The organism is Pseudomonas sp. FSL R10-1339 (assembly GCF_009600545.1).
Taxonomy (GTDB): Bacteria; Pseudomonadota; Gammaproteobacteria; order Pseudomonadales; family Pseudomonadaceae; genus Aquipseudomonas; species Aquipseudomonas bubulae.
The window spans coordinates 1-23,547 of record NZ_WIVQ01000071.1; the positions used below are offsets into that span (position 1 = coordinate 1).

The following is a 23,547-nucleotide window of genomic DNA, read 5'->3' on the forward strand; positions in this document are numbered from 1 at the left end:
CCTTGCAGCCAGTGCTGCATGGCGGCGAGCAAGCCATCCCGTTCCGCCAGCCAGAGGGCGCGTTTTTGCAGGCGTGTGGGCAGGTCGCCGGCGCTGGTGAGGGCGCGCCGATTGGCTTCAAGATCGTCCAGCGGGCCGGCGTGTTCTTCGCGCAGACGCACGGTCTCGGTCAGCCAGAGGCGTTGTAATGGGGAAAGTTGATTCACAGGCCAGTCCATTCAAGTGAGCCATGAGCATAACCGCTGTTAGTCAGGCGGGGTACTGTCGGCGCAGGTGGCTCTGGTATCCTCGGCGCCATGAAAAAAACACTCCCCCTTAGCCTGATCGCGGCACTCGCTGAAAACCGCGTGATTGGCGTCGACAACAGCATGCCGTGGCATTTGCCAGCGGATTTCAAATATTTCAAGGCCACCACCCTGGGCAAGCCGATCATCATGGGTCGCAAGACCTGGGATTCGCTGGGCCGCCCGTTGCCGGGCCGGCTTAATCTGGTGGTCAGTCGTCAGACCGGCTTGCAGCTTGAAGGTGCCGAGGTATTTGCATCCCTTGAGGCGGCTGTGGAGCGTGCCGAGGCGTGGGCAATCGAGCAAGGCGTCAGTGAAGTGATGCTGATTGGCGGCGCGCAGTTGTACACCCAGGGATTGGTGGATGCCGACCGGTTGTACCTGACGCGAGTGGGCCTGAGCCCGGAAGGCGATGCGTGGTTCCCTGAGTTCGATCAGGCGCAGTGGAAACGGGTATCAGAGGAATTGCACGAGGCTGCAGAGGGCAAGCCGGCGTTCAGTTTTGAGGTGTGGGAAAGGGCTTAGTTACAAAAAGCCCCTCACCCCAACCCTCTCCCGGAGGGAGAGGGGGCTGATCTGTGGTGTTACGCAAATCTGCTTTTGCCTTTAATCCCCTCTCCCTCCGGGAGAGGGTTAGGGCAAGCTTTTAGGCGTGCGCCAGATCACCATGATCGTCTTCAGCCAGGATGGCCTTGTCGGTCTGGTGCAGGATCTGGCTGGTGACGGTGCCTGCCACCATCGAACCGCTGACGTTCAGTGCCGTACGGCCCATGTCGATCAGGGGCTCGACCGAAATCAGCAATGCCACCAGCGACACCGGCAATCCCATGGCCGGCAACACGATCAGTGCAGCGAAGGTTGCACCACCGCCCACACCGGCCACGCCTACCGAACTCAAGGTCACGATGGCCACCAGCGATGCGATCCACACAGGGTCCAGCGGGTTGATGCCCACGGTCGGGGCAACCATCACCGCCAGCATGGCCGGGTACAGACCGGCACAGCCGTTCTGGCCAATGGTCGCGCCAAACGAAGCGGCAAAGCTGGCGATCGAAGACGGAATGCCCAGGCGTCGGGTTTGCGCTTCGATGCTCAACGGGATGCTGGCCGCGCTCGAACGGCTGGTGAAAGCAAAGGTCAGAACCGGCCATACCTTGCGGAAGAAGCGCAGCGGGTTAACCCCGGAAAACGACACGATCACGCCGTGAATCACAAACATCAGCGCCAGGGCGATGTAGGACACCACCACAAAGCTGCCGAGTTTGATGATGTCCTGCACGTTGGACATGGCGACCACTTTGGTCATCAAGGCCAGTACGCCGTAGGGGGTCAGTTTCATCACCAGGCGCACCAGGCGCATCACCCAGGCTTGCAGGGTATCGATGGCGCTGAGGATCTTGCCGCCTTTTTCCGGCTCGTCCTTGAACAGCTGCAACGCGGCGATGCCCAGGAATGCCGCGAAAATCACCACGCTGATGATCGAGGTCGGCTTGGCACGGGCCAGGTCGGCAAACGGGTTTTGCGGGATAAACGACAGCAGCAGTTGTGGCACGTTCAGGTCCGACACCTTGCCCGCGTAGTCGCTCTGGATCACTTGCAGGCGGCTCATTTCTGCAGCACCGGCCACCAGGCCATCGGCGGTGAGGCCGAACAGGTTGGTCAGGCCGATACCGATCAGTGCCGCGATCATGGTGGTAAACAGCAATGTGCCGATGGTCAGGAAGCTGATCTTGCCGAGGGACGAAGCGTTATGCAGACGGGCTACGGCGCTGAGGATCGAGGCGAATACCAGCGGTATCACGATCATTTGCAGCAATTGCACGTAGCCACTGCCGACCAGGTCGAACCAGCCAATGGAGGCTTTCAGTGTCGGGCTGTCTGTACCGTAGGTCAGGTGCAGGCACAGGCCGAAGACCACGCCTATAACCAGTGCCAGCAAGACTTTTTCCGCCAGGCTCCACGCAGTGTGGCGGGTCAGCGACAAGCCGAACAGCAACGCGAGGAACACCAGCAGATTGAGGATCAGCGGGAAATTCATGAAAGCTCCGAGGGGACGACTTGTACCAGTCTTGGATGTAACTATTGCGAACCGGAAATCGTAACAGGTTGATATATCTACAAATATACCGATGTGGAATGACAACCAAGGTTTTTGGAATAAGCAGGTGGCGCAGACAGGACGATGATAGTCGTGCCCAAGCCAAAAACTGTCATACAGGTTTGTTAGCGTCTGTGCTTTTGACTAGGAGCATAGCTGATGAACCTGACCGCCAAGCTGACAGCGTTAACTCTGTGTATGGGGCTTGCGGGCCAGGTGTTGGCCACAGAACTCAAATACTGGCCCGCCGATCAGGCCAGGCAACTGGACGCCATGATTGCGGCCAACGCGAACAAGGGTAATTTCGCGGTCTTTGACATGGATAACACCAGCTACCGCAACGATCTGGAAGAAGCGCTGCTGCCGTTTATGGAAAACAAGGGCCTGATCACCCGTGACAGTCTCGACCCGTCGCTCAAACTGATCCCGTTCAAAGACACTGCCGAACATAAAGAAAGCCTGTTCAGTTACTACTATCGCTTGTGCGAAGTGGACGACATGGTGTGTTACCCGTGGGTGGCCCAGGTGTTTTCCGGCTTTACCCTGCAACAGCTCAAGGGTTACGTGGATGAGCTGATGGCCTCGGGCAAACCGGTGCCAGTGACTTACTTCGAGGGGGATGTGGTCAAGACCTCCGAGGTTCAGCCGCCCAAGGTGTTTACCGGACAGGTCGAACTGTTCAACAAACTGATGGAAAACGGCATTGAGGTCTATGTCATGACCGCGGCTTCGGAAGAGCTGGTGCGCATGGTCGCGGCCGATCCCAAGTACGGTTACAACGTCAAACCGCAAAACGTGATTGGCGTGAGTACGCTGCTCAAGGACCGCAAAACTGGTGAGCTGACCACTGCCCGCAAACAGATCAGCGCCGGTACATACAACGAGAAAGCCAACCTGGGGCTGGAGTTGACCCCTTATCTGTGGACTCCGGCGACATGGATGGCGGGCAAGCAGGCGGCGATCCTGACCTATATCGACCAGTGGAAAAAGCCGGTGCTGGTGGGCGGCGATACGCCGTCCAGTGATGGCTATATGCTATTTCACGGCGTGGACGTGGCCAAGGGCGGGGTGCACTTGTGGATCAACCGCAAAGACAAATACATGGCGCAACTGGAAGGCATGATGGCCAAGAATGCGGCGGCGCAAGCCAAAGAGGGGTTGCCGGTAACGGCGGATAAAAACTGGGTAATCGTCAAGCCGGATCAGATCCAGTAGTGACGTAGCAGCTGCCGAGGGACGAAGGCTGCGTTCGGCGACGTAGTCGTCGTAAACCTGAGTCTTCAATATTTCTGATGTACCGAAGTGTCTGATTTCACGACGGCTTTGCCGCCGAACGCAGCCTCGTTCCTACGGCAACTGCTACAGAGTTGGTGTATGAACCAAAAATCCCGGCACATGGCCGGGATTTTTGTTCAACGTATTGGCTTATGGCACCAATTTGTCCAACAGCGCTTTATCACGCACCGCGCCCTTGTCGGCGCTGGTGGCCAGCAACGCATAGGCCTTGAGGGCCGTGGTGACTTTGCGCGGACGCACTTCCACCGGCTTCCAGCCTTTCTTGTCTTGCTCGGCACGACGGGCTGCCATCTCTTCGTCGCTGATCAACAGGTTGATCGAACGGTTCGGGATGTCGATCAGCACTTTGTCGCCGTCCTGCACCAGGCCAATCGCGCCACCAGCGGCTGCTTCCGGTGAAGCATGACCGATGGACAGGCCCGAAGTACCGCCCGAGAAACGACCGTCGGTGAGCAGCGCACAGGCTTTGCCCAGGCCTTTGGATTTCAGGTACGACGTCGGGTAGAGCATCTCTTGCATGCCCGGGCCGCCTTTAGGGCCTTCGTAACGGATGATCACGATGTCGCCGGCCTGTACTTCGTCCGCCAGAATGCCGCGCACGGCGCTGTCCTGGCTTTCGAAGATCTTGGCGTTGCCTTCGAACACGTGGATCGACTCGTCGACGCCCGCGGTTTTAACCACGCAACCATCCAGAGCGATGTTGCCGTACAGCACGGCCAGGCCGCCTTCTTGCGAGTAGGCGTGCTCGACACTGCGGATGCAGCCGTTTTCACGGTCGTCGTCGAGGGTGTCCCAGCGGGTCGACTGGCTGAACGCGGTTTGCGTCGGGATACCGGCCGGGCCTGCACGGAAGAACGTGTGCACGGCTTCGTCGTCAGTCTGGGTGATGTCCCATTTGGCGATGCCTTCGGCCATGGTCTTGCTGTGTACGGTCGGCAAATCGGTGTGCAGCAGGCCGCCGCGGGCCAACGAGCCAAGGATGGAAAAAATACCACCGGCGCGGTGAACGTCTTCCATATGGTACTTCTGAATGTTCGGCGCCACTTTGCACAGCTGCGGCACATGACGTGACAGGCGGTCGATGTCTTTAAGGTCGAAGTCGATTTCGGCTTCTTGGGCCGCAGCCAGCAAGTGCAGGATGGTGTTGGTCGAACCGCCCATGGCGATGTCCAGCGTCATGGCGTTTTCGAACGCCTTGAAGTTGGCGATATTGCGCGGCAATACCGACTCGTCGTTCTCGACGTAGTACTGGCGGCACAGATCAACGATGGTGCGTCCGGCTTGCAGGAACAATTGTTCGCGGTCGCTGTGGGTAGCCAGTGCCGAGCCGTTGCCCGGCAAGGCCAGACCCAGGGCTTCGGTCAGGCAGTTCATAGAGTTGGCAGTGAACATGCCGGAGCACGAACCGCACGTCGGGCAAGCGCTGCGCTCGTACTCGGCAACTTTCTCGTCAGAAGCGCTGGAGTCGGCGGCGATCACCATGGCGTCTACCAGATCCAGACCGTGGCTGGCGAGCTTGGTCTTGCCTGCTTCCATCGGCCCGCCGGAAACGAAAATCACCGGGATGTTGAGGCGCAAGGAGGCCATCAGCATGCCAGGGGTGATCTTGTCGCAGTTGGAGATGCACACAATGGCGTCGGCGCAGTGGGCGTTGACCATGTATTCCACGGAGTCGGCGATGATCTCGCGGCTAGGCAGCGAGTACAGCATGCCGTCATGGCCCATGGCGATGCCGTCGTCGACGGCAATGGTGTTGAATTCTTTGGCAACGCCGCCTGCGCGCTCGATCTCGCGGGCTACCAGCTGGCCCATGTCCTTGAGGTGGACGTGGCCGGGTACGAACTGGGTGAAGGAGTTGGCAATGGCGATGATCGGCTTTTTAAAGTCGGCATCTTTCATCCCCGTGGCGCGCCACAAAGCGCGGGCACCGGCCATGTTGCGGCCATGGGTGGAGGTTTTCGAACGATAGTCAGGCATGGAGCAACTCCGGGCGGCTAATCAGGTAACAAACAGGGAAGTGAGCTTCTAATGACAGGCGGATCACACAGAAAATGACCACGTATCCGCGAGTTGCCGTAAACGCTGCGGGATCGCCGCGCGTCTGGGCTTGAGCTCATAAACCCGCCGGGGATGATTGGCGATGAATGCGTCGATTCTACACGGCTGGCGGCGGGAGGGAATGGGCCCGAGGGTTGCGCCAGGGTACAAATGAGCGACTTGGGATACTGCATGAGGCAATCAGCTCTAGTAAGGCCGGGCCTGCTTTTGTGTGGGAAAGAACTATTTTTAATAAGTGGCACGACCATTTAACGGCAATCAAGTAATAGTGTGCGATTGGTTTTGTAGTGAGGGTTCCAAATGCTGACGCTTGAGCGATCTGTCAAAACGTATCTGGTCATCGGCCTGGTGCAAGGGCTGTTGCTGTGGCTGAGCACCGCCATAGGCGAGCCGGGAATCCGTTATGGCCTGATGACGGCAGTGCTGGTGGGTGGCATCAACCTGTTGCTGCTGGATGAGAATATCCGCCAGCGTGGCACGGTATGGCGGGTGCTCGGACTCACGGCAGTCATGACGTCAATCAGTGCCTGGATATTTTGGGACGGCGATGAGTATTGGCGCTCAGGCAGCTGGCTGGTGGGCAGCTGGACCTTCTTTGCCGTAGTCGTTACCTATGTGTGTACGGTTTTTATTCTGAGCTGGCCGACCCGTGAAGGGCGCTACCCACGCTACCAGGACCTGTTTCGCCATGCTTGGGACACGGTGTTTATCGTGCTTCTGGGGTTGCTGTTGAATGGCGTGTTCTGGGCATTGCTGCTGTTGTGGGGCGGGCTGTTCAAGATGCTCGGCATCGTGGCGCTCAACAAGCTGTTCTCAACTGACGGGTTTATGTATGTCAGTTCGGCGATGGTGTTTGCCCTGGGCGTTCATATGGGGTGTGAAAAGGACCGGGTGATCGGGCTGCTGCGCGGGATTCTGCTGGCGCTATGCCGCTTTTTGCTGCCGTTGAGTGCGTTGATTGTCATTGTGTTCACCTTCGCTTTGCCCTTTACCGGGCTGGAGCCGATCTGGGATACCGGTTATTCGACGCCGATCATGCTGTGGCTGGTGGCGGTCAGTTTGTTTTTGCTCAATGGCGTGTTTCAGGATGGCACCCAGGGCAGCGGGTACCCGGTCTGGCTGGTGCGGGTGATCGACCTGTGCCTGCTGTGTTTACCGGTGCTGGTGGTGTTGGCAGGGTATTCGACCTGGCTGCGTATCGAGCAGTACGGCCTGACCCCGTCACGGATCCTCGCCATCGTGCTGGTGCTGGTTATTTTTGTTCACAGCCTGGCGGCGGTTTGGGCCGTGTTTGCTTCAAGGGCCGTCTGGCTGGGCAGCTTGCGCGCCAGCAATCCGCTAATTGCGCTGCTGTGCGTGGTGGTGCTGCTGGGGTTGCATACGCCGTGGTTCAGCCCGCTCAAGTTGAGTGCGAACAATCAGGTGCAGCGCTTGCTCAGCGGCAAGACTGCGGTGGATACCTTTGATGCAGATACCTTGCGCAATCGTCTGGGGCCTCAGGGCAAGCAGGCGTATGACGCGTTGTTGGTGCAAGTCGAGCAAGGGCTGGTACTGACCGGGCCGCAGCGGCAAGTCTTGCTGAAACGCCTCAAGGAAGCAGGTTCGGGCAATGGCCCCAGAGGGTCGGAGCGGTTGCTGGAATGGATCGGGCCCAAGGTCGAGGGCAGTGAGCAGTTTGAGGACAAGGGGTTTGACGGGCAGTTGTGCCTGGCGCCAGGTTGCGCCCTGTGGGCCGTGGATCTGGATCAGGACGGGCAGCCGGAGGTCCTGCAATTACCCAAGAACAAGTGGTCCGAACCGTTGCACTTCTTCAAGCGTGATGCTCAGGGCAAATGGCGGCGAGCCGGGACTTACCTGGGGGATGAGAGTGCGCTGGAGCTGATCGAGAAGATCCGCCAGGGCAATGTGAAGGTGGTGAAGCCGACTTATCAATCGTTGCAGATTGGCGAGGTTGAGCTGACGCCGAAGCTGGAGAAACTTCGCAAGCCTTGAGCCCCCCGTAGCAGCTGCCGAGGAACGAAGGCTGCGTTCGGCGGCGCAGCCGTCGTAAAACCTGAGCCCGCGGTTTAACTAACAGACCGGGAGTTCAGGTTTTACGATTGCTTCGCAATCGAACGCAGCCTCGTTCCTTCGGCAGCTACTACGAGGTGATGTGCGTCTTAGCTGTTAGGCAGCAAACGGCAGGTGATGCTCTTGATGTAGCGTGTTTCCGGGATGGCCGGGTGCACCGGGTGGTCCGGGCCCTGGCCGCCGCGCTCCAGCAGCTGCATGTTGCGGTCCAGATGGCGGGCGCTGGTCAGCAGGATGTTTTGCAGGTCGTCTTCGGGCAGGTGCATCGAGCACGATGCGCTGACCAGAATGCCGTCCTTGTTGAGCAGGCGCATGGCTTGCTCGTTCAGGCGGCGGTAAGCGCCTTCGCCATTTTTCAGGTCTTTTTTGCGTTTGATGAACGCCGGTGGGTCGGCCACGATCACGTCGAAACGCTCTTCGTTGGCTTTAAGCTCCTTGAGAGCTTCAAACACGTCGCCTTCCATGCAGGTGACTTTCTCGGCAAAGCCGTTCAGCGCAGCGTTGCGCTCAACGCCGTCAAGGGCGAAGGACGAGGCGTCAACGCAGAACACTTCGCTGGCGCCAAACGCACCGGCTTGAATACCCCAGCCGCCGATGTAGCTGTACAGATCCAGTACGCGTTTACCTTTGACGTACGGGGCCAGACGCGCACGGTTCATGCGGTGGTCATAGAACCAGCCGGTTTTTTGCCCGGCGATCACCGGTGCTTCGAACTTCACGCCGTTTTCTTCCAGGGCAACCCACTCCGGTACCAGGCCGAAGACGGTTTCAACGTAGCGTTCAAGGCCTTCGGCATCACGGGCAGCCGAGTCATTCTTGAACAGGATGCCGCTTGGCTTGATGACTTGCACCAGGGCTGCGATCACGTCTTCTTTGTGGTGTTCCATTGTGGCCGAGGCCAGTTGAACCACCAGAATGTCGCCGAAACGGTCAACCACCAGGCCCGGCAACAAATCGGAGTCGCCGTAGACCAGGCGGTAGTAAGGCTTGTCGAACAGACGCTCACGCAGGGACAGGGCCACGTTCAGGCGGTGTACCAGCAGCGACTTGTCCAGTGGCAGCTTGATGTCGCGCGACAGCAGGCGTGCACAGATCAGGTTGTTGGGGCTCATGGCAACGATGCCCAGCGGCTTGCCGCCGGCGGTTTCGAGTACCGCTTGGTCGCCGGCCATAAAACCGTTCAGTGGTGTGGCAGCTACATCGATTTCGTTGCTGTAGACCCACAGGTGGCCGGCGCGCAGGCGTCGATCGGCATTGGCTTTAAGGCGCAGGCTTGGCAGGGACATGACGTCGCTCCGGGTATTGAAAAGGGCGCGATTATAGCCTTAGACGCAACCCTGAGGCTTGGCTGATTCACCGCATTGCGTCGGATCACGGGCTCAGTGGCGCTGAAATTTCCGCTAGAATCGCCAGCTATTCCAGAGTGCGGAGCCCCCATGCCTGAATTACCTGAAGTCGAAACCACCCGCCGCGGCATAGCCCCGCACCTTGAAGGGCAGCGGGTCAGTCGGGTGATTGTGCGCGAGCGTCGTTTGCGCTGGCCGATCCCTGAGGATCTCGATGTGCGGTTGTCGGGGCAGCGTATTGTGCTGGTCGAGCGCCGGGCCAAGTATTTGCTGATCAATGCCGAGGTTGGGACACTGATCAGCCACTTGGGCATGTCGGGCAACCTGCGGCTGGTGGAGGCCGGGTTACCTGCGGCCAAGCATGAGCATGTGGATATCGAGCTGGAATCCGGGCTGGCCCTGCGTTATACCGACCCGCGCCGGTTCGGGGCGATGCTCTGGAGCCTTGACCCGCTGAACCATGAGCTGCTGGTGCGCCTGGGGCCGGAGCCGCTGACCGACCTGTTTGATGGTGAGCGGCTGTTTCAGCTGTCGCGCAAGCGTTCGATGGCGGTCAAACCCTTCATCATGGACAACGCGGTGGTGGTGGGGGTCGGCAATATTTATGCGACCGAAGCGCTGTTTGCCGCAGGTATTGACCCGCGTCGCGCTGCCGGGAGTATTTCCCGGGCACGCTATTTGAAGCTGGCGATTGAGATCAAGCGGATTCTGGCGGCCGCTATCGAGCGGGGCGGCACCACATTGCGCGACTTTATTGGTGGCGATGGCCAGCCCGGTTATTTTCAGCAGGAGCTGTTTGTATACGGGCGTGGTTATGAACCGTGCAAGATTTGCGGCACGGAACTGCGTGACGTCAAACTGGGCCAGCGTGCGAGCGTGTTTTGCCCGCGTTGCCAGACGTAGCCACCAGTCCTGCGCTGAACTCTTGTGGGAGCGGGCTTGCTCGCGATGCAACCACCTCGGTCGAACGGGTCGATCGCAGTGAATCTATCGCGAGCAGCCCGCTCCCACATACATCGCATAGACGATGAATCAGGCCTTCCCGGTAATTGCCCGGTACTTTTCCATCAGCTGTTCTTCGGTTTCCGGGTGGGCTTCATCCAGCGGGATGCAGTCAACCGGGCACACCTGCTGGCATTGCGGCTCATCGTAATGGCCAACGCACTGGGTGCACAGGTTGGGGTCGATCACGTAGATCTCTTCACCCTGGGAAATGGCGGCGTTCGGACACTCGGGTTCGCAGACGTCGCAGTTAATGCAATCGTCGGTGATGATCAGGGACATGGGTACTCCGGCCGGGGCGCTCGGCCCGGGCAACTGAAATCGAATGCGGCAATTGTGCCGCATTGGCGCCCGCAGTGCACGCGGACGCCGCTTCAGTGGTTATTTCTTGCGAAAACGCTCGGTCAGGGCATCAGCCACGGCCGGGTGTACGAATTTGTTGATATCACCGCCTAATGCTGCGATTTCGCGCACCAACGTCGAGGATATAAACGAATAACGTTCTGACGGCGTGAGGAACAGGCTCTCGACATCGGGGGCCAGTTGGCGATTCATGTTCGCCAGCTGGAACTCGTATTCGAAGTCCGACACGGCACGCAGGCCACGCAGGAACACATTGGCATTCTGTTCTTTGGCAAAGTGCGCGAGCAGCGTCGAGAAACCGACCACCTCAACATTGGGCAGGTGTTTGGTGACTTCACGAGCCAGCTCCACCCGCTGTTCCAGAGGGAATAGCGGGTTTTTCTTGGTGCTGGCAGCGACAGCAATGATCACGTGGTCAAACAGGCGCGAAGCGCGTTCGACCAGATCGCCATGGCCCTTGGTAATAGGGTCGAATGTACCTGGGTACAACACTCGGTTCATCGCGTCGTCCTGGCGGGAATCCGTTGGGGAGTCGGATGGTATCGCAGCATTCCCGGTCGGCCAAGTCGCCATTCGCAGAAGAAAGCACTATAGACGCGACGAATTTACTGCTTTTTCATGATTTTTTCAGGCGTTGGCCCAGTAGGCTCGCTGGTTTTTCGATAAAGCCCGTTAGCGGATAAACAGCTTCTGGATCATGCGTACCAGTTGCCGGTCATAAGGCGGATAGATCATCGGCGAGCTGTTCAGGCGCTGTTTGCACAGCACGCCCTTGGCTTTGCTGAAGGTCAGGAAACCTTCGTGGCCGTGGTAATGCCCCATGCCTGAATGCCCGACGCCGCCAAAAGGCAGGTCGTCGATAGCCACATGCAACAACGTTTCGTTGATGCTGACCCCGCCCGAGTGAGTGGTGTGGATAACCCTCTGTTGCTCGGCTTTGTTGTAGCCGAAGTAATACAGTGCCAGAGGGCGGGGTCTACGGTTGATGTAGGCCATTGCCTGATCCAGATTGGAGTAGGGCACAACGGGTAGTAGAGGGCCGAAGATTTCGTCCTGCATGACGTGCATCTCGTCGTTTACATCCAGCACCAGCGTATGGGGCATGCGCCGCCCCTGGCCCTGTTCATACAGCGGGATCAACCGTGCGCCCTTGAGGGTGGCGTCGGTTTGCAGCCGTTCAAGGCGCGCCAGCTGCCGGTCATTGATAATTGCGGTGTAGTCCGGGTTATCGATGAGGGTCGGATAAAAGCTGTGAACGGCCTGGCGGTAGGCATCGACGAAGCCGTCTACCCGATCCTGGGGTACCAGCACATAATCCGGAGCGATACAGGTTTGCCCGGCGTTGAGTGTTTTGCCCCAGGCGATGCGCTGGGCAGCGTCTTTGAGCGGTACATCGGCCGACACGATAGCGGGAGATTTACCACCCAGCTCCAGTGTTACGGGGGTCAGGTTTTCAGAAGCCGCACGCATCACCCGTTTGCCCACATGGGTGGAACCGGTGAACAGCAAGTGATCGAACGCCAGCCCGGAGAACGCCACCGCCACATCTGCCTCGCCCAGTACCACCGCAACCATGTCTTCGGGGAAGATCCGCCCCAGCAAATCCTTGAGCCAGTGCCCGGTGACCGGGGTGAACTCGCTGAGCTTGAGCATGACCCGGTTGCCGGCAGCCAATGCGCCAACCAACGGGCCGATGGCCAGATACAGCGGGTAGTTCCACGGCACAATAATTCCCACAACCCCCAGCGGCTGATACATCACTTTGGCACTGGCGGGCGCGAACATCATGCCTACGCTGCGTGAGGAAGGTTTCATCCAGCGCTTAAGGTGTTTGAGGGCATAATCAATGCTGTGCAAGCACGGCATCAATTCGGCAAACAGGGTCTCGTCCGGGCTGCGATGGCTGAAATCCTGGCTGATGGCATCGATCAGCACCTCGCGCTCGCGGCTCAACAGCTGGCGCAGGCTTTTGAGCCATTGCTGGCGCTGCGCAAGTGGCGGGAATGGATGAGCGGCATAGGCCTGGCGCTGCTTGTCGAGCAGGGACTGGAGAGCGTCCGGTTGAACCGGGGCGTCGTGAGTGTGAGTGCTGTCGACAGGCATGATGGCTCCAGGCAGTTTTTATCGGTATTTATCGTAGAAGAGCACTATGTTTTTAGAGCTTGTGCTCTAACCTGTCAATTGAAGGCCTGTCCCGTGTTGTTTATCGATTCAAGGTTAGGCCGTAAGATGCCTTTCGTTTTTAATTTAAGCGCAAGCCCATGGCCATACGACTAAAAACCAGTCAGCGCATCGCCAACAGCAGCCTGGAGCTTTTCAACCAGTTGGGCGAACGCAGTGTGAGCACTAATCACATTGCGGCCCATATGGAAATTTCGCCCGGTAATCTGTACTACCACTTCCCCAACAAGCAGGCGATTATCGCGGTCTTGTTCAGCGAGTACGAAGCGCTGGTATTGAGCTTTTTGCACCCACCCCAAGGGCGTTTGCCAACCGTTGCCGACAAGCACCACTACCTGCAGCAACTGCTGGATGCCATGTGGCGCTACCGTTTTTTGTATCGAGATATCGAGCATTTATTGCACAGCGACACGGAACTGGCCATCCGCTATCGACGTTTTTCCCAGCACTGCCTCACACAGGCCCAGGCCATATACGCCGGCTTTGTCGAGGCCGAAATCTTGTGCATGAGCCCCCGGCAAATTGAATCCCTGAGCCTGAATGCATGGATTATTCTCACCTCATGGGTAGGTTTTTTATGCGCCACCCGTGAAAACAGTGACCAGCTCAGCGAGCAGGCCATCAAGCGCGGTGTGTACCAACTGCTGGTGCTGGAATCAGGTTTTGTTACCGACCAGGCACGTGAAGCCATCGATGAGTTGATCAAGGAATACTACGTCCCTCTGGAACACGCGTTGTACGTTCAATAACTGCATTTCACCCCCTCACAGGAGTTCACTATGCCCGTTGCGCAACTGATCAGCCCTCATGCCCTGAATGAACGTCAGGCGCAGCCCGGTCTGGTTATCCTGGATTGCCGCTTTGCCCTCGAAGACCCGGACTACGGCCGTTGCAGTTATGCCGAGGGGCATATTGCCGGCGCGCAATTTGCCGACCTCGAACGCGACCTGAGCGGGCCTGTAATCAAAGGTGTGACCGGTCGTCATCCATTGCCCGATCCACGTACTCTGGTTGAGCGTCTGCAGGCCTGGGGCATCAATGCCGACAGCGATGTGGTGTTGTATGACGACGGCCCGGGTGCTTTTGCGGCCCGGGCATGGTGGTTGCTGACCTGGCTGGGCAAGCGCGAGGGTGTATTTATCCTTGATGGTGGTCTCAAGGCCTGGCATGCCGCGGGCTTCCCGCTGAGCCTGGATGCGTCACCGACCTTGCGTGGCACTTTCGAAGGCAAACCCGACAGCCATATGCTGCTGAGCGCCGAACAATTGCAAAAGCGCCTGACCAAGCCGGGACTGACCTTGATCGATGCCCGTGCCCAGCCGCGTTTTCGAGGTGAGGTCGAGCCGATTGACCCGATCGCCGGGCATATTCCGGGCGCGCAATGTGCCGCCTTCAGCGAAAACCTGGATCCTACGGGGCGCTTTTTGCCTGCGGCGCAGCTCAAGCAGCGCTTTGCCGAAAAACTTGCCGGCCGCTCTCCCGAGGAGCTGGTTGCCTATTGCGGCTCCGGGGTGACGGCGTGTCACAACCTTTTTGCATTGGGCTTGGCGGGTTATCCGCTAGGCAAGCTTTATGCGGGTTCGTGGAGCGAGTGGATCAATGATCCTGCGCGGGGCATTGCTACTGGCGATTGAGCCAGTTGGCTTAAGGGGTGCCGACACTGGCCAACCGGTATGCACCGGGGCCAACACCATAGACTTTCTTGAATTGCCGGTTCAGGTGGCTCTGGTCGGCAAAGCCCAGTTGCGTCGCCACCTGGAGTGGCAAACAGCCTTGTTGCAGCAAGGCTCTGGCATGGGCGATACGCTGTTGCATCAACCAAGTGTGCGGTGGCATGCCGGTGGCGCGCTGAAATACGCGGGCAAAGTGGAATGGCGACAGATTGACTGCGGCGGCGAGTTCTTCCAGTGATGGTGGCTCTGCCAGCCGGGCTTGCAGTACTTCCTTGGCACGGCTTACAGCGCGGTGTTCGACCCCGGGCTTGGCTGGCAGTGGCAGGCGGGCATGGCGGTTGAGCAGGGCAAGCATCATCTGGCGCCATGCGGTTTGCTGCTGCAGCGCAGTCTCCGGCCCTTCGAGCAATTGATGTAGCTGGAATAACCCGCGAAACAGGTCGCAGTCGTACAGCAATGTGTCATTGAAGGTCGGCAAGTGGGTGGCGGGCAGTTCCAGTTCTTCCAGCAACTGCTGAATTTGCACGTTGTCCGGGTAAAAAGCCCGGTAACGCCAGCCCGCATCATGACCTTTGTGACCATTATGGACTTCGTCCGGGTTGATCAGCACCAGCGTACCGGTGGCAGCCAGATGCTCGGCGCCGCGATAGCGATAGCGCTGGGCGCCTTCGAGGATCATGCCGATCACAAAACCATCATGCACATGGGGCACAAAGCGATGTTCGATATAACGTGCCGTCAGCAGTTCGACACCCGTCAGGGGGGGTGTTTGCCAGAAACGGATCGACTCACCCTGTTCTACGTCCATTACGCAGATTCAAGCCGCAGTGCGGCCAGCCATTGCGGAATTCTTCGTTCAAGGTAATAGCCCGGTTTTCTTGGGGAGCCCTCCAGAAATCCGACATGCCCGCCCCTGGTGTGCAACTCCAGTTGCGTGCAGGCTGACAGCTCGCTGGTGTCGGGGATGCTGTGCTTGAACACGAACGGATCGTCCATGGCCTGGATAATCAGCGTCGGCGTGTGGATGGCGCCGAGGAAGTAGCGGCTGGAGGCGCGACGGTAGTAGTCATCGACATTCAGATAGCCGTTAAGAGGTGCCGTTACGCGGTCATCGAACTCCCAGAAGGTGCGCATTTTGCTCAGGGCTTCGACCGAGCCAAGCCTGGTCAGGCTGGCCAGACCTTCGTGTTGGGCATCGAGCTGGAATCGATGTTTTTTGTCTTTGACGTAAGCCAGCATCTCGCGCATGAAGTGAGCTTGATAGACCCTGGAAAATCCCATACCGATCCGGTCGGCACACTGGTCAAGCCGGAACGGCACCGATACCGCGACAGCGCCTTGCAACCCGCTGTCGCTGCCGCTTTCGCCCAGATACTTGAGCAGCACATTGCCCCCCAGCGAATAGCCTACGGCATACAAGGGGGTCAGCGGATGTGCGGCACGTAAATGGGCCACTGCCTCGGCCAGGTCTTCGCTGGCCCCTGAGTGATAACTGCGGGCCAGTAAATTGGGTTCGCCGGAGCACCCTCGCCAGTTCAGTGCGGCGCTGGTCCAGCCGCGTGCGGCGAGGGCGGTTTGCAGCCCCAGTACATAGTGAGAGCCCGACGAGCCGGTCAGGCCGTGCAGCACCAGTACCACCGGCGCATGGTCTGAGGGTGTGCCGTGCCAGTCCAGATCGAGAAAATCGCCATCCTTTAGCCAGATACGTTCACGTCGATGTTCAATGGCAGGCTTGGTACGCCACAACGGCCCCCATAGCGTCTGGACATGGGGGTTGCCCAGACCCGTAGCCGGAGTAAAAGGCTTGAGGGGTGAAGCATGACTGGCTGGAAAAGGCACGGAGGTTCTCATCGAGTAACAGGTACGGCGGATGTCTAAATTGCCACATCAGGGCCCGACACCCAAGTGTTGCGTGCGGGTGCGGGGTTATCTGATGGCAGGCATACAACTTTGTGCCATCGTCGTTTCTGGCACCATCACCTTGGGCAGGGGCAGTTGAGCAACACTGGGGCCGACGGTTACGCCGACCCAGCCGTCAGCCGTGAAGTGACGGTTCATCGCCGCTTTGATTTGCTCTCTGGTCAAGGCTTGAATCTGTTGGATCTTGTAGTTGAAGGCCAGGGGCTGGTTAAAGCGGTTGATGATGGACAGTTCGTTGCGCATATCCAGGTTGCTGGCCGTGAGCTGTGGCAGCGCCCGCAGCAGGAACTGCTTGATGTCGTCCAGTTCGGTTTCGCTGGGTCCGTCCTGCAGGTACTGGGCAAACAGGGCTTTGATATGAACCAGGGCGCTTTGGCTGTAGCGCGAGGGGGTATTGAGGCTGATGATCCAGGGGGTTGGTCCCTGCGCATGGGGAATTTGCGATAGCACGCCATAGGTGATGCTGCGCTCCTCCCTTAACTGCCTGTTGAGGATATGGCTGAAAATAATATGCCCGGCCCGGATCGCTACCCCGTCAGGGTGCTGATTGGGCAAGGCATTCTGTGCCAGCATCAGTACGGTATGGGTTGCTTCATCTTCGATATGCAGGGTTTTGCCATGGGGCAGCGGGGCAGGCACCGAGTGTCTTTCAGCGAGTGCTGGTCCGGCGGGCAAGGCATTGGCCAGTGAGCGGCTGAGGCTCTGCGCCTGTTGCAGGGTCAGGTCGCCGACGATCACGATCTGTGCATTGGCAGCAGTGTAGGCGCGACGGTAAAAGGCCCTTAGGTGTGATTCATCTATGCGCTCCAGGCTCTCGACCGAGCCGTAGTCGGAGCGGGTGTAAGGTTGCCCCGGATAGAGTTCGTTGTAGATCTGCATCCGGGCAAGAGCGTGTGGGTCTTCGTGGTTTATTTTGAGTTTGGTGAACAGTTCGTTTTTGACCCGTCGCTGGCCTTCGACGGTAAACCCCGGTTGGGCGAGCATCTCGGTGAACAACTGCATGGCGGGTTCGCGGATGTGCGGGGCGCTCAAGCTGCGCAGGGTGAAGAAACTCCGCTCTTTATCGATACCGTTACCCAGTGACACGCCCAAGCTATCAAACCCCTTGGCCAGTGCGTTGGCGTCCTTGAGCGTCGAGCCTTCGTTAAACAGGCTCAGTACAGTCGCTGCCAGGCCGGGTGTATCGCCATCCTGATTGCTGCCCGCGGCAAAGGTGATTTGCACATCGATCATAGGCAAGGTGTGGCTTTCGACAAACAGGACTTTGGTGTTTTGGCTCAGTTTCCAGGCCTTGATTGTCGGCAGGCGGGTGGCAGGCACGGCAGTGCTCAACTCAAGCAGCGATTGCAGTCGTGCTTGTGGTTCTTGTGCTCGGGCTTGCACGCAGACACAGGCAAGGGTGAACAGCAGCGTAGCGACGCGCAAGGCGCGGCTGGCTGCGATTGCGTGAGGCTTATTCATGGCGCGCCTCCTTGGGCAGTACATAGCTGAGGGTCAAGCGGTCGTGGGTCAGGAACGTTTGAGCGGCGAGCTGGATATCTTCAGGGGTGATTTTCGCCAATATCTGCATGCGCTTTTCGTCGTCCTCTGGCGACAAGCCCGCAATGTCCAGTTCACCGAGATACAGAGCCAGGCTTTGCAGGTCATCACGGCTGAAAACATGCCGTGCAATGATCCGCGTACGGGCGCGTTCAAGGTCACTGCCGGAGGGGGGTGTTTTTTTCACTGAGTCGATCACGGCCCAAATCCGTTCTTGAACCTCGCTCAGCGGTTTCATCTTTTTAAGGTTGAGGGTGGCGTCGATGCTGAACAGCTCATCACCGCGGCTGATGCTGCTGTAATGTGAGCCGACGCTGATCAGCAATTCCTCGCCGCGCCACAATCTGCTTTTGAGTTCTGAACTGTCGCCGCCACCGAGCAACTCGCTGAGCAGCTCCAGTGCTGGAGCTGAACGTGGGTCGGTCTGGGTGTGCAGGCTTGGCACGTTGAACGTCATGCTCAGGTTCGGGATTTGATGATCGATGTACTGAGTCATGGTGCGCTCACCGGGAGCTGCCAGTTCGAGCGGGGCCTTGATCACAGGTAGCTCGCGTGAGGCAATCGGGCCGAAGTAGCGTGTGGCCAGGGCCTTGACCTGCTCGGTGTCGATATCGCCGACGATGATCAGGGTGGCGTTATTGGGCGCATACCAGCTTCTATACCAGTGCTTGAGTTCATCGATGTGCATGCGTTCGAGGTCGTGCATCCAGCCGATGACCGGGCTGCCGGAAGCGCTGGTCAGGAATGCCAGGCGACGTGGCAGTTCAAGTGCGCGCTGATGGGGGTCGTTGTCGACGCTTTCGCTGCGTTCGCTTTTGATGACTTCGCGCTCACCGGCCCAATGAGCAGCGGACAGGTGTGCAGTGCTCATCTGGTCTGCCATCACTTCAAGTGCGACTGCCAGGGCATGGGGGGGCAGGGTTTGAAAGAAAATGGTGGCGTCATTTTGCGTCGCCGCATTGTCCGTTGCGCCCAGGCTTTGAAAGATGTGGTCTGACTCGGCCGGACAAAGTTTGCTGCTGCCTTTGAAAATCATGTGTTCAAGGGCGTGGGACAACCCGGATTGGCCTGGGGGCTCATAGCTTGAGCCGACCCGATACCAGAGCTGTGAGTGAACCACGGCTGCACGGTGGTCTTCGTGAACGATAACCTTGAGGCCGTTATCCAGGGTGAAATGTTGAGTGGAGGGTTGGCTGCTGGCCAGGGCCATCAGCGGTTGCAACATAAAGCCGAGAGCCAGCCCGGCAAGGGGGTGTTTCATGGTGGGTGTCCTGACTGTTTATCGTCAGAACAGATTGGGCTTGAGAGGGGAGAGGCGGGCGGTACATAGATACCTTGTACCGCAAAAATCTGTAGCCGCTGCCGCAGGCTGCGATAAGGACCGAAGGGCCTTCGCTTTTGAAAAAGCGACCCCTCCGGGCTTGATCGCAGCCTGCGGCAGCGACTACAGGTTCATCAGGCTTGAGTGGCTTCGCGTTGCCACAGGGCGTAGTTCACGCCGCCGGCTTTTTGCTCGCGGTGCAGGCGCCAGTTGGCAGGCAAGCCCAGCTCTGACGGGCGCAACTCGCTTTCGGTGTAAACCCAGGCGTCTTCAGCCAGCCAGCCGCGTTGCTCGAGCAGATCACAAGCAGGTTTGAGCAGGTCCTTGTTGAACGGCGGGTCGAGGAATACCACGTCAAAGGTTGTGCTTGGCGTGGTGTCCAGATAACGCAGGGCGTCAGTCTGCTGAACTTCGCCGACAGTGCAGCGCAGAATGCCCATGTTCTCGCGGATGTTGGAGATCGCATCGCGGTTGCTGTCCAGTGCCACGCCCTTGGCTGCGCCGCGGGACATGGCTTCAAGGAACAGTGCGCCGCTGCCGGCGAAAACGTCCAGTACCCTGGCGCCGCCGATATAGGGGGCCAACCAGTTGAACAGGGTTTCACGCACGCGATCTGGCGTCGGGCGCAGGCCCTCTACATGGGGGAAGTCCAGCTTGCGGCTGCGCCATTCCCCGCCAATGATGCGTAACTGACCAGCACCTGAGTGCGATGTGTTTTTTGGCTTTGCCATTAATGCTCCGGAACCCCAAGAGGTTGCTCTGAAGGTTTGTCGGTAGGAGGTGGCAGTGGTTTTTGCGGCACGGTCGGGCCGGCGGTCACTACGACCATTTTGTCGGCGCTCAGGTGCTTGTTCATGGCGTCCTTGACCTGTTCGGTGGTCAGGTCCTGGGACTTCTGCATGAAGGTTTCCAGGTAATCCAGGGGCAAATCATAAAAGCCCATTGCGCCAAGTTGGCCGACGATGGCGGCGTTGCTGGCCGTGGACAGCGGGAAGCTGCCAGCCAGTTCACGCTTGGCATCGTCGAGTTCTTTTTGCGTCGGACCATTTTTCAGGTAGTCGGCCAAAATGTCTTGCACCAGTTTGAGCGTACCTTCGCTCAGTTCGGCGCGGGTTTGCAGGTTGATCATGAACGGGCCGCGAGCCTGCATCGGGCTGAAGCCGGAGTACACGCCGTAGGTCAGGCCGCGCTTTTCACGCACTTCGGTCATCAGGCGCGTACCGAAACCGCCACCGCCCAGAATGCTGTTGCCCAATGCCAGTGCGGCATAGTCGGGATCGTCACGGTCAATGCCCAGCTGCGACAGCAGCAGGTGGGTTTGTTTGGACGGGAACTCGATATGGGTTTGGCCAGCCTTGGGCTCGCTTGGTTGCACGGTCTTGGCCACTGCCGGGCCTTTGGGCAGTGCGGCAGATACCTGGGCTGCAATGGCTTCGGCTTCGGCACGCGACAGGTCGCCAACAATCGCAATCACGGCGTTGCCTGCGGTGTAGGCCTTGTTGTGGAAGGCCTTGAGCTGGTCAATGGTGATCGAGGTGATGCTTTGGGCATTGCCATCACTGGCATGAGCATACGGGTGGTTACCGTACAGGCGCTTGAACAGTTCGTCGCTGGCCAGTTTGCCGGGGTTTTGTTTCTGAAACTCGAAGCTGGCGAGCAACTGGTTCTTGATCCGCGCCAGGGAGTCGGCCGGGAAGGTGGGTTTGCCCACCACCTCGGCGAACAGGTTGAGCGCAGGTGTGCGTTTATCTACATCGCTCAGGCTGCGCAGCGAGGCCACGGCCATGTCGCGATATGCGCCATTGCCGAAGTCCGCGCCCAGGCCTTCAAAGCCCTGGGCGATGGCGCCCACATCTTTACCCGCTACACCTTCGTTGAGCATGGCGTTGGTCAGCAGGGCCAGGCCCGGGGTGTTTTCGTCCTGGCTGCTGCCAGCGGCGAAGGTCAGGCGCAGGTCGAACATCGGCAATTGCCGTGCTTCGACGAACAGCACTTTGGAGCCTTCGGCGGTTTTCCAGGTTTGCACGTTCAGCGCACGGTGGCTGGGCGCCTTGCCGTCCAGCTCAGCCAGGGATTCGAGCTTGTGCTCGCTCTTGGCCTGGTCCAGTGCCTGGCTGGCGACCGATTGCTGCGGGTTGGTAAAAAAGTAGCCGAGTGCACCCACCAGTATGGCGGCGCTCAGACCAAGCAGGGCGTAGCGGGGGCCTTTACGCTCACTCATGGGTTTTCTCCTCGGGCAGTACATGGGCAACGCTGAGACGGTCGCGAGTGAAATAGGTGCGGGCAGCCTGCTGGATATCGGCCGGGGTGACCTTTTGCAGGTCGGCCAGTTCGGAGTCCATCAGCTTCCACGACAGGCCGACGGTTTCCAGCTGGCCGATCGAAGTGGCCTGGCTGGTGATCGAGTCGCGCTCGTAGACCAGTCCGGCAATTACCTGGGCACGCACACGTTCAAGCTCTTCAGTGGTCGGCGGGGTCTTTTTCAGGTCATCGAGCAAGCGCCACAAGCCTGCCTCGGCCTGGGCCATGGTGACTTTCTTCTGGCTGTTGGGCATCGCCGAAAGCATGAACAGGCTGTCACCACGGGTGAAGGCGTTGTAGCTGGACGATGCACCGGAGACCAGTTCTTCGCCCCGCTCCAGCTGTGTCGGCATGCGTGCGCTGTAGCCGCCGTCCAGGAGCGCGGAAATCAGGCGCAGGGCATTGGCGGTGATCGGGTCCTTGGCCGTGGCAACGCTGGGCACGTTAAAGCCCAGCATCAAGCTTGGCAGTTGGGTCTGGACGTGGATCTTGAGCAGGCGTTCGCCAGGGGTCGGCAGTTCCAGCGGGATTTTGGCGACAGGTATCTCGCGTTTTTGCACCTTGCCAAAGTAACGCTGGGCCAGGGCTTTGACTTCATCCGGGGTGACGTCACCGACCACCACCAAAGTGGCGTTGTTGGGGGCATACCACTCTTCATACCATGCGCGCAGTTCGCCAACGCTCATGCGCTCCAGGTCGACCATCCAGCCGATGGTCGGGGTGTGGTAGCCGCTGGAAGGGAAGGCCATGGCGCTGAACAGCTCGTAGGCTTTGCTCATGGGCTGGTCGTCGGTGCGCAGGCGGCGCTCTTCCTTGATGACTTCGATCTCGCGCTTGAATTCTTCGGGCGGCAAGCGAAGGCTGGCCATGCGGTCGGCCTCAAGCTCAAAGGCCACGCCCAGGCGGTCACGGGCCAGTACCTGGTAGTAGGCGGTGTAGTCGTCGCTGGTGAAGGCGTTTTCCTGGGCGCCAAGGTCGCGCAGGATCAACGAGGCTTCGCCGGGACCGACCTTGTTGCTGCCCTTGAACATCATGTGCTCAAGCGCGTGGGACAGGCCGGTCTTGCCAGGGGTTTCGTAGCTGGAACCCACTTTGTACCAGACCTGGGAGACCACCACCGGGGCGCGATGGTCTTCGCGCACGATGACCTTGAGGCCGTTGTCCAGGCGGAACTCGTGGGTGGGCTGCGGTTCGGCCGCCAGGGCCGAAAGCGGTAATAAAACTGTGCTGAGCAACAGGCCAGCAGCGCGGCGGGCTAGATTCATTCGTTTTTTAACCTGTTGGGCTACCCGCTCGGCCTTAGCGTCTGCGGGTGAGGAGGTGCTAGGATACTGATCCGTTTTACTGGCGGCCACGCCTATCAGGCCTTTGACGATCAGACGACGTTTGATCGGGCAGTATAGGAGCCCGCTTGGAAGTGTGGATGTATACCGGTAAATTTCGCATTTTTGCCGACTTTTCCGTGACAGACCCGAGTTAAGACGAAGTTTACGAGGTGTGTTTTACCCTCTGAATACAGTTGCGTGCGAACAAGCTGACAAAATTACAGTCTGTTTCACACCGAATATTATTTGCCGGGGCGCCACAGTGGCGCGTCGCTACGATGAGATAGCCGTCCTCCATGTTTGGTTCCAACGACGACAAGAAGACCCCAGCTGCGGCTGGCGAGAAAAAAGGCCTGTTCGGATGGCTGCGCAGAAAGCCGCAGGAAACCGTCGTGGAACAACCCGCGCCTGCGCCCGAAATCATCCCTGAGACGCTGGTTGAGGCCACTCCGGTGGAGGTCGAGGCCGCGCCCGAAGTGGTCGTGGTTGCCGCCGAGCCTGCGGTTGAATTGGCCCCCGAGCCGGCACCGTGGCCGCACTTGCCTGTCGCCGAAGAACCGGTGGCGCTTGTCGAGGATGTGCAGGCACCGCATATCGTGCCGCCGATCCCCGAGCCCGAGCCTGTTGTTGAAGCGCTTGCGGTGGTCGAGACTGTTGTTGAGCCAGAGCCAGAGCCAGAGCCAGAGCCAGAGCCAGAGCCAGAGCCAGTTGCCGTCGTCGCACCTGCACCTGCACCTGCGCCTGTGGTGGCTGCCCCAGCACCGTTGGTC

General features: G+C 59.0%; 19 protein-coding genes and 2 pseudogenes. 7 read left to right on the forward strand and 14 right to left on the reverse strand.

Annotated features, from left to right (window positions below):
* A pseudogene (locus tag GHO03_RS17815) lies at positions 1-206 on the reverse strand (DUF2868 domain-containing protein); the annotation flags it as partial.
* A gap of 90 nt (positions 207-296) precedes the next feature.
* Between GHO03_RS17815 and GHO03_RS17820 the strand changes: the two are divergent.
* Positions 297-809 (forward strand): dihydrofolate reductase, encoded by a 513-nt coding sequence (locus GHO03_RS17820; RefSeq protein WP_094999782.1) that lies wholly within the window; start codon positions 297-299, stop codon positions 807-809.
* Positions 810-930: 121 nt separating this feature from the next.
* Here GHO03_RS17820 and GHO03_RS17825 read toward each other — a convergent pair whose 3' ends face one another.
* Positions 931-2,322 carry an L-cystine transporter gene (locus GHO03_RS17825; RefSeq protein ID WP_153400278.1) on the reverse strand — a complete coding sequence of 464 codons (1,392 nt, stop codon included), beginning with the start codon at positions 2,320-2,322 and terminating at the stop codon, positions 931-933.
* Between the two features lie 219 nt (positions 2,323-2,541).
* Here GHO03_RS17825 and GHO03_RS17830 point away from each other — a divergent pair, with 219 nt between their 5' ends.
* Positions 2,542-3,597, forward strand: coding sequence for a haloacid dehalogenase-like hydrolase (locus GHO03_RS17830; RefSeq protein ID WP_153400279.1), 1,056 nt, complete (start codon positions 2,542-2,544; stop codon positions 3,595-3,597).
* Between the two features lie 210 nt (positions 3,598-3,807).
* Here the strand turns inward: GHO03_RS17830 and ilvD are convergent, their stop codons facing one another.
* Positions 3,808-5,655: a dihydroxy-acid dehydratase gene (gene ilvD / locus GHO03_RS17835; protein WP_094999784.1), complete on the reverse strand. Its 1,848-nt coding sequence runs from the start codon at positions 5,653-5,655 to the stop codon at positions 3,808-3,810.
* 381 nt (positions 5,656-6,036) lie between these two features.
* On the opposite strand from ilvD, the gene GHO03_RS17840 reads away from it, so the two are divergent.
* On the forward strand, positions 6,037-7,728 hold the full coding sequence (locus tag GHO03_RS17840; RefSeq protein ID WP_153400280.1) for a DUF4153 domain-containing protein: 1,692 nt from the start codon (positions 6,037-6,039) through the stop codon (positions 7,726-7,728).
* A 167-nt stretch (positions 7,729-7,895) separates the two neighbouring features.
* Here the strand turns inward: GHO03_RS17840 and GHO03_RS17845 are convergent, their stop codons facing one another.
* The gene (locus GHO03_RS17845) at positions 7,896-9,092 is read right to left on the reverse strand and encodes a class I SAM-dependent rRNA methyltransferase (protein ID WP_153400281.1); all 1,197 of its coding nucleotides are present in this window, start codon (positions 9,090-9,092) and stop codon (positions 7,896-7,898) included.
* Positions 9,093-9,242: 150 nt separating this feature from the next.
* Between GHO03_RS17845 and mutM the strand changes: the two genes are divergently transcribed.
* Positions 9,243-10,055: a bifunctional DNA-formamidopyrimidine glycosylase/DNA-(apurinic or apyrimidinic site) lyase gene (gene mutM / locus GHO03_RS17850; protein WP_095017834.1), complete on the forward strand. Its 813-nt coding sequence runs from the start codon at positions 9,243-9,245 to the stop codon at positions 10,053-10,055.
* Between the two features lie 129 nt (positions 10,056-10,184).
* On the opposite strand, the gene GHO03_RS17855 is transcribed toward mutM, so the two are convergent.
* From GHO03_RS17855 to GHO03_RS17865, 3 genes are all read right to left on the reverse strand, one after another.
* Complete coding sequence (locus GHO03_RS17855; protein WP_016782613.1) at positions 10,185-10,436, reverse strand: YfhL family 4Fe-4S dicluster ferredoxin; 252 nt, start codon at positions 10,434-10,436, stop codon at positions 10,185-10,187.
* A gap of 99 nt (positions 10,437-10,535) precedes the next feature.
* A complete protein-coding gene (gene coaD, locus GHO03_RS17860) occupies positions 10,536-11,018 on the reverse strand; it encodes a pantetheine-phosphate adenylyltransferase (protein WP_004419754.1) in 483 nt (160 codons plus the stop codon).
* A gap of 171 nt (positions 11,019-11,189) precedes the next feature.
* Positions 11,190-12,620: a coniferyl aldehyde dehydrogenase gene (locus GHO03_RS17865; RefSeq protein ID WP_094999787.1), complete on the reverse strand. Its 1,431-nt coding sequence runs from the start codon at positions 12,618-12,620 to the stop codon at positions 11,190-11,192.
* 158 nt (positions 12,621-12,778) lie between these two features.
* Between GHO03_RS17865 and GHO03_RS17870 the strand changes: the two genes are divergently transcribed.
* A complete protein-coding gene (locus GHO03_RS17870) occupies positions 12,779-13,447 on the forward strand; it encodes a TetR/AcrR family transcriptional regulator (RefSeq protein WP_094999788.1) in 669 nt (222 codons plus the stop codon).
* Between the two features lie 30 nt (positions 13,448-13,477).
* Positions 13,478-14,332 carry a sulfurtransferase gene (locus tag GHO03_RS17875; RefSeq protein ID WP_095017833.1) on the forward strand — a complete coding sequence of 285 codons (855 nt, stop codon included), beginning with the start codon at positions 13,478-13,480 and terminating at the stop codon, positions 14,330-14,332.
* Between the two features lie 10 nt (positions 14,333-14,342).
* On the opposite strand, the gene GHO03_RS17880 is transcribed toward GHO03_RS17875, so the two are convergent.
* The 7 genes from GHO03_RS17880 to GHO03_RS17910 form a co-directional block, all read right to left on the reverse strand.
* Positions 14,343-15,179, reverse strand: a complete 837-nt coding sequence (locus GHO03_RS17880) for an AraC family transcriptional regulator (protein ID WP_095020485.1) — start codon at positions 15,177-15,179, stop codon at positions 14,343-14,345.
* A complete protein-coding gene (locus tag GHO03_RS17885; protein WP_094999791.1) occupies positions 15,179-16,222 on the reverse strand; it encodes a hydrolase in 1,044 nt (347 codons plus the stop codon). Before GHO03_RS17885 ends, GHO03_RS17880 begins: the two co-directional genes overlap by 1 nt.
* 75 nt (positions 16,223-16,297) lie before the next feature.
* Positions 16,298-17,752, reverse strand: coding sequence for a pitrilysin family protein (locus GHO03_RS17890; RefSeq protein WP_178110330.1), 1,455 nt, complete (start codon positions 17,750-17,752; stop codon positions 16,298-16,300).
* Positions 17,745-19,091 carry a pitrilysin family protein gene (locus GHO03_RS17895; RefSeq protein WP_095020483.1) on the reverse strand — a complete coding sequence of 449 codons (1,347 nt, stop codon included), beginning with the start codon at positions 19,089-19,091 and terminating at the stop codon, positions 17,745-17,747. Before GHO03_RS17895 ends, GHO03_RS17890 begins: the two co-directional genes overlap by 8 nt.
* Positions 19,092-19,285: 194 nt before the next feature.
* Positions 19,286-19,882 carry a 16S rRNA (guanine(966)-N(2))-methyltransferase RsmD gene (gene rsmD / locus GHO03_RS17900; RefSeq protein ID WP_094999794.1) on the reverse strand — a complete coding sequence of 199 codons (597 nt, stop codon included), beginning with the start codon at positions 19,880-19,882 and terminating at the stop codon, positions 19,286-19,288.
* Complete coding sequence (locus tag GHO03_RS17905) at positions 19,882-21,372, reverse strand: pitrilysin family protein (protein WP_095017830.1); 1,491 nt, start codon at positions 21,370-21,372, stop codon at positions 19,882-19,884. The genes rsmD and GHO03_RS17905 overlap by 1 nt, the downstream gene beginning before the upstream one ends.
* Complete coding sequence (locus GHO03_RS17910; protein ID WP_094999796.1) at positions 21,365-22,717, reverse strand: pitrilysin family protein; 1,353 nt, start codon at positions 22,715-22,717, stop codon at positions 21,365-21,367. Before GHO03_RS17910 ends, GHO03_RS17905 begins: the two co-directional genes overlap by 8 nt.
* Before the next feature lie 356 nt (positions 22,718-23,073).
* Between GHO03_RS17910 and GHO03_RS17915 the strand changes: the two are divergent.
* Positions 23,074-23,547, forward strand: a pseudogene (locus GHO03_RS17915) (signal recognition particle-docking protein FtsY); the annotation flags it as partial.

Coding starts and splice junctions, on each gene's coding strand:
- GHO03_RS17820 (WP_094999782.1), top strand. CDS start 297: ATGAAAAAAACACTCCCCCTTAGCCTGATCGCGGCACTCGCTGAAAAC.
- GHO03_RS17825 (WP_153400278.1), bottom strand. CDS start 2,322: ATGAATTTCCCGCTGATCCTCAATCTGCTGGTGTTCCTCGCGTTGCTG.
- GHO03_RS17830 (WP_153400279.1), top strand. CDS start 2,542: ATGAACCTGACCGCCAAGCTGACAGCGTTAACTCTGTGTATGGGGCTT.
- ilvD (WP_094999784.1), bottom strand. CDS start 5,655: ATGCCTGACTATCGTTCGAAAACCTCCACCCATGGCCGCAACATGGCC.
- GHO03_RS17840 (WP_153400280.1), top strand. CDS start 6,037: ATGCTGACGCTTGAGCGATCTGTCAAAACGTATCTGGTCATCGGCCTG.
- GHO03_RS17845 (WP_153400281.1), bottom strand. CDS start 9,092: ATGTCCCTGCCAAGCCTGCGCCTTAAAGCCAATGCCGATCGACGCCTG.
- mutM (WP_095017834.1), top strand. CDS start 9,243: ATGCCTGAATTACCTGAAGTCGAAACCACCCGCCGCGGCATAGCCCCG.
- GHO03_RS17855 (WP_016782613.1), bottom strand. CDS start 10,436: ATGTCCCTGATCATCACCGACGATTGCATTAACTGCGACGTCTGCGAA.
- coaD (WP_004419754.1), bottom strand. CDS start 11,018: ATGAACCGAGTGTTGTACCCAGGTACATTCGACCCTATTACCAAGGGC.
- GHO03_RS17865 (WP_094999787.1), bottom strand. CDS start 12,620: ATGCCTGTCGACAGCACTCACACTCACGACGCCCCGGTTCAACCGGAC.
- GHO03_RS17870 (WP_094999788.1), top strand. CDS start 12,779: ATGGCCATACGACTAAAAACCAGTCAGCGCATCGCCAACAGCAGCCTG.
- GHO03_RS17875 (WP_095017833.1), top strand. CDS start 13,478: ATGCCCGTTGCGCAACTGATCAGCCCTCATGCCCTGAATGAACGTCAG.
- GHO03_RS17880 (WP_095020485.1), bottom strand. CDS start 15,179: ATGGACGTAGAACAGGGTGAGTCGATCCGTTTCTGGCAAACACCCCCC.
- GHO03_RS17885 (WP_094999791.1), bottom strand. CDS start 16,222: ATGAGAACCTCCGTGCCTTTTCCAGCCAGTCATGCTTCACCCCTCAAG.
- GHO03_RS17890 (WP_178110330.1), bottom strand. CDS start 17,752: ATGAATAAGCCTCACGCAATCGCAGCCAGCCGCGCCTTGCGCGTCGCT.
- GHO03_RS17895 (WP_095020483.1), bottom strand. CDS start 19,091: ATGAAACACCCCCTTGCCGGGCTGGCTCTCGGCTTTATGTTGCAACCG.
- rsmD (WP_094999794.1), bottom strand. CDS start 19,882: ATGGCAAAGCCAAAAAACACATCGCACTCAGGTGCTGGTCAGTTACGC.
- GHO03_RS17905 (WP_095017830.1), bottom strand. CDS start 21,372: ATGAGTGAGCGTAAAGGCCCCCGCTACGCCCTGCTTGGTCTGAGCGCC.
- GHO03_RS17910 (WP_094999796.1), bottom strand. CDS start 22,717: ATGAATCTAGCCCGCCGCGCTGCTGGCCTGTTGCTCAGCACAGTTTTA.